Source organism: Anaerolineales bacterium, assembly GCA_022866145.1.
Lineage (GTDB): Bacteria > Chloroflexota > Anaerolineae > Anaerolineales > E44-bin32 > PFL42.
In genome coordinates this window covers 1-3,874 of the sequence record JALHUE010000290.1, presented here as the reverse complement: position 1 = coordinate 3,874, position 3,874 = coordinate 1, and the positions used below count along the sequence as shown (strand labels likewise).

General features: G+C 66.8%; 4 protein-coding genes. All 4 read right to left on the bottom strand.

Annotated features, from left to right (window positions below):
• Positions 1 to 34: 34 nt before the first annotated feature.
• Positions 35 to 484, bottom strand: a complete 450-nt coding sequence (locus tag MUO23_09015) for a hypothetical protein (protein ID MCJ7513095.1) — start codon at positions 482 to 484, stop codon at positions 35 to 37.
• Between the two features lie 378 nt (positions 485 to 862).
• On the bottom strand, positions 863 to 2,776 hold the full coding sequence (feoB, locus tag MUO23_09010; GenBank protein ID MCJ7513094.1) for a ferrous iron transport protein B: 1,914 nt from the start codon (positions 2,774 to 2,776) through the stop codon (positions 863 to 865).
• Complete coding sequence (locus tag MUO23_09005; protein ID MCJ7513093.1) at positions 2,776 to 3,123, bottom strand: ferrous iron transport protein A; 348 nt, start codon at positions 3,121 to 3,123, stop codon at positions 2,776 to 2,778. The genes feoB and MUO23_09005 overlap by 1 nt, the downstream gene beginning before the upstream one ends.
• Positions 3,124 to 3,277: 154 nt before the next feature.
• Positions 3,278 to 3,874: metal-dependent transcriptional regulator (locus tag MUO23_09000; GenBank protein ID MCJ7513092.1), on the bottom strand; the 597-nt coding region annotated here is incomplete at its 5' end.

Genomic DNA, 3,874 nt, shown 5'->3' with positions numbered 1-3,874 from the left:
GGGGGGCGGTTGCGTTGTTGCGTCGGCCGTTGTCCTACTCGGGAATGCGCAACAGGAGGCCGGGGCGGATCTGATTCGGATCGGCGCCAATGACGGCCTTGTTGATCTCGTAAACGGCCATCCACTTGGCCTGGTCGCTCGAACCGTAGTATTTCTGCGTGATCGAAGACGCGGTGTCCTGGCTGGTCACCACGTGCCAGGCCTTGATCTTGGGGGCCGGGCTGGGGGCTACCGCCGGCTTAGCTGCCGGCTTGGCGGCAGGCTTGGCTGCCGGCTTGGTCGTCTTCTTGACGGCCTTCTTGGCTGCCGGCTTGGTGGTCTTCTTCACCGTCTTCTTGGCCTTCGGTTTCGTGGCCTTCTTGGTCGTCTTCTTGACGGCCTTCTTGGCTGCCGGCTTGGCGGCCTTCTTGGTGGTCTTCTTCACCGTCTTCTTCGCCTTCGGTTTCGCAGCTTTCTTGGTCGTCTTCTTCTTAGCAGTTGCCATGGGTTTCCTCCTTCAGCTCCAGGCGACAGGTGACCTTTCGGCCGATCAGAAAGAATTCTACTGCAAAACGCGAATTCTGCATGTCAAGTGCGCAACGCGAGCAATCGCGGGATCGATAGCTCCTGAGGCGCACCAGGTGCGCCGCGGATTGGCCCGCCTCCTGCCTCCGGCGTCGGGGATGGAGCCATCACCTCATACTAGCCGGCGATCGGGGCTGGCGTGCGTGCCTGCGGGGCGCCCTGCCGGCCTTCCCGGCGGACCTGGGCAAGGAGCATGCGGGATGGGTGCCCGGCCCCATCCTGCTCGGGCGCCCCCGATCACCCCGTCGGAGTGGGATTCGGGCCGGGCCGCCCCGGCGATTGGGTGCGACAGTCCTGACTATCCGAGGATCACGCTGCTCAAGCCGCGTGCAACCAGTGCACCTCCCAGCGCCAGGAGCACCGTCAGGCCGGCGATCTGGATCATCTGCCGGGGGCCAAACTCCCGGCGCAGCACCGCCAGGGTGGCCAGGCACGGCAAGTACAGGACGACGAACACCGTGTAGGTCACCATCTGGGTAGGGGTGAGGCTGGCCGAGAAATCCGTACCCCCCAGCGCCTGGCCCAGCATGACCATCGAGAGCTCTTTGCGGAACACGCCGAAGATGAGCGGAATGCCGGTCGCCGCTGGCAGCCCCAGGACCCAGGTCAGTGGGCGCATCAAGGCGTTGATCACGGCGTCGGTGCGGAAAAACTCCAGCAGCGACAGGACCACGCTTCCCAGGATCAGGATCGGCCAGGCCTGTACGGCGAATTCCCGGACGCGGAAGGCGGTCTTGCGCAGCAGGCCCTGCAGAGTCGGCACCCGGTAACTCGGCATCTCCAGAATCAGCCCCGGGGGCTCTTGCGAGAGCAATCGGGCCAGGACCCGGGCTGTCAGGGCGACCAGGAACAGGTCCGCCAGGAAAATGCCCAGGGCGAGCCGAGGTCCGAGGTAGAACGCCACCAGGCCAAACACGACAGTCAGCCGGGCAGCACACGGGAGCAGCGTCGACAAGGCGGCCGCGATGAAGCGGTCGCGGCTGGCCTCGAGGATCCGGGTCGACAGCACCGCCGGGACGGTGCAGCCGTAGCCGAGGATGAAAGGGACGACGGCCTTGCCGTCTAGCCCCAGGCGGCGCATCAAGCTGTCGGCCAGGAAGGCGATGCGCGGCAGGTAGCCGAGGTCTTCCAAGAACGACAAGCCCAGCAGGAAGGGGATCAGATAGGGCAGCACAATCGCCAGGCCCCCGAGAATCCCTTGCAGAATCCCGCTGACCAGCGCCCAGGCGAGCGTGCCCGTCGGGAGGAACGCCTGGAGCGACATCGTCAGGCCGCCGATCAGGCCCACCAGGGGCTCTTCGATCGCTTTCCCCACGGTGTAGACGAAATTGAACAGCAGCAACAGCGAGAGCAGGAGAAAGACGTAGCCCCAGACTGGGTGCAGCAGGACGTCGTCCAGGCGGTCGCGCAGCGACCATCGTCGCTCGCCCTGGCTGACCACAGCCCGGACAAGTTCCTGGGCCTTGTGGCGCCGTTCGGTGGAAAGCACTTCGGCTGCAGGCTCGCCGGCTTGAGCGAGGACCGAGGCCTGGACTTCGGCGATGGCATGGCGTGCCTCCGGGCTATCGCCGAGCAGCGAAGTCGGAAACTCCGGGTCAGCCTGCAGCAGCCGCAGGGCAGCCGTGTCCGATGAGCATCCAGGGCTGAGCGCATCCAACAATCGGGAGAGCTGCTCGACGTGCCCCTCGATCATCGGGGAATACCTGGGCCGGGCAGGTCGGCGCTGCTCTCGGGCTGCCCGGAAGGCCGCCAGGAAGACGGACCGCACGCCCCGTCCTTTGCTGGCGACCAGGGGAAACACCGGAACCCCGAGCAGCGACTGGAGGCAAGGTCCGTCGATGCGCACCCCCAGCCGTGCGGCTTCATCCATCACATTGACGGCGACCACAGTGGGGATCCCCATTTCGAGAAGCTCGAGGGTGAGGCTCAACCCCTGCTCCAGGCGGGTGGCATCGAGCAGGTTGATCACGGCATCTACCGCAGAGGACGTCAGACACGGGAGGACGACCTGTTCGGCGGGGTTCGTGCCGGCAAGGGTATACGTCCCTGGGAGGTCGGCCAGATCCACGATCTCCCCCTGCAGCCGCAGCCGCCCTTCGGTGACGGAGACCGTGGTTCCCGGGAAGTTCCCCGTCTGCGCCTGGTACCCTGCCACCTGATTAAAGAGGGTGCTCTTGCCGCAGTTGGGTTGACCGACTAGCGCCAACCGCATCACACGGCCCCAGACGGGGCACCGAGGTCTGGCATGCCGGCAGCCGGAACGTCCGTATCCGGGGCAGGGACCGAGCGGACTAAGATCTGACTTGCCACGCCTCGCCCGAGGGCGATCACCCGGCCGGGGATTTCGACCACAATCGGCCCCCAGAATGGCGCCCCTCGCACGACGCACACCCGGTCTCCCTGGGCCAGCCCCATCGGGCGAAGCCGCCGGGCAACCCCCTGGCCGTTCAGGACCTGGGCGACCTGGACGGGTGTCCCGATCGCGGCTTCGGTGAGCGGGAAGAGACCTTCGGCCTGGGTTGGGATCCCGGCCAGGCCGTCTGCCGTCGGGGCAGCCACACCCAGCAGGATTGCGAGCGGCGGGCTGCAACCGACCCCGGCCGGTTTTCCTGGCGATGGAGCATCTGGATGCCCAGCCTCCGAGCGGTGATGATGGGCGCCAGTGAGAAAGAACTGCCGCCATCGTCCCGCGTGTTTCCAGCGACGAGGCATGTCAGGCGCGAACCGCGACGATCACATGCCGGGTCGCCTCGATGGGAACCCGGGCGGACCTGCCGCCGATCTGCAGGCGGACCAGCCCGGCCGGGGCCGGCGGCCTCTCCGGGCTTAGACGTGCCCCGGGCCGCAGGCCGTGATGGTCCAGCAGGGTCAGGACCTCGGTGCTCTCCGGCTCGATTCGAAGCACTATTGCCTGCTGGCCGGGAGCCAGATCCGAGAGGGGCACCCCGGGCGAGGGCCGCAAGGCGCTGCCGCGAGACGGGATCGGGTTCCCGTGAGGGCAGGTCACCGGCTCTTCAAGGAAGGTCTCCAGGGAATTCGCCACAGGGCCACCCACGGCATGCTCGAGCTGGCAGGCGATCTCATGCACCTGGTCCCAGGCAAGCCCGAGATGGCCGAACAAGAAGCACTCCCACAAGCGGTGACGGCGGATCACCATGAGGGCAGTTGATCGTCCCTGCCGGGTGAGGCGGACACCCTGGTAGGGCCGGTGGTCCAGCTGGGCCTTGTCCTGCAGGCGGTGCACTCGCTCCGTGGCCGAGATGGGCGATACCCCCAACCGCTGGGCGAGCGCCGAAATCGGCACGTGGGT

Coding starts and splice junctions, on each gene's coding strand:
- MUO23_09015 (MCJ7513095.1), bottom strand. CDS start 484: ATGGCAACTGCTAAGAAGAAGACGACCAAGAAAGCTGCGAAACCGAAG.
- feoB (MCJ7513094.1), bottom strand. CDS start 2,776: ATGCGGTTGGCGCTAGTCGGTCAACCCAACTGCGGCAAGAGCACCCTC.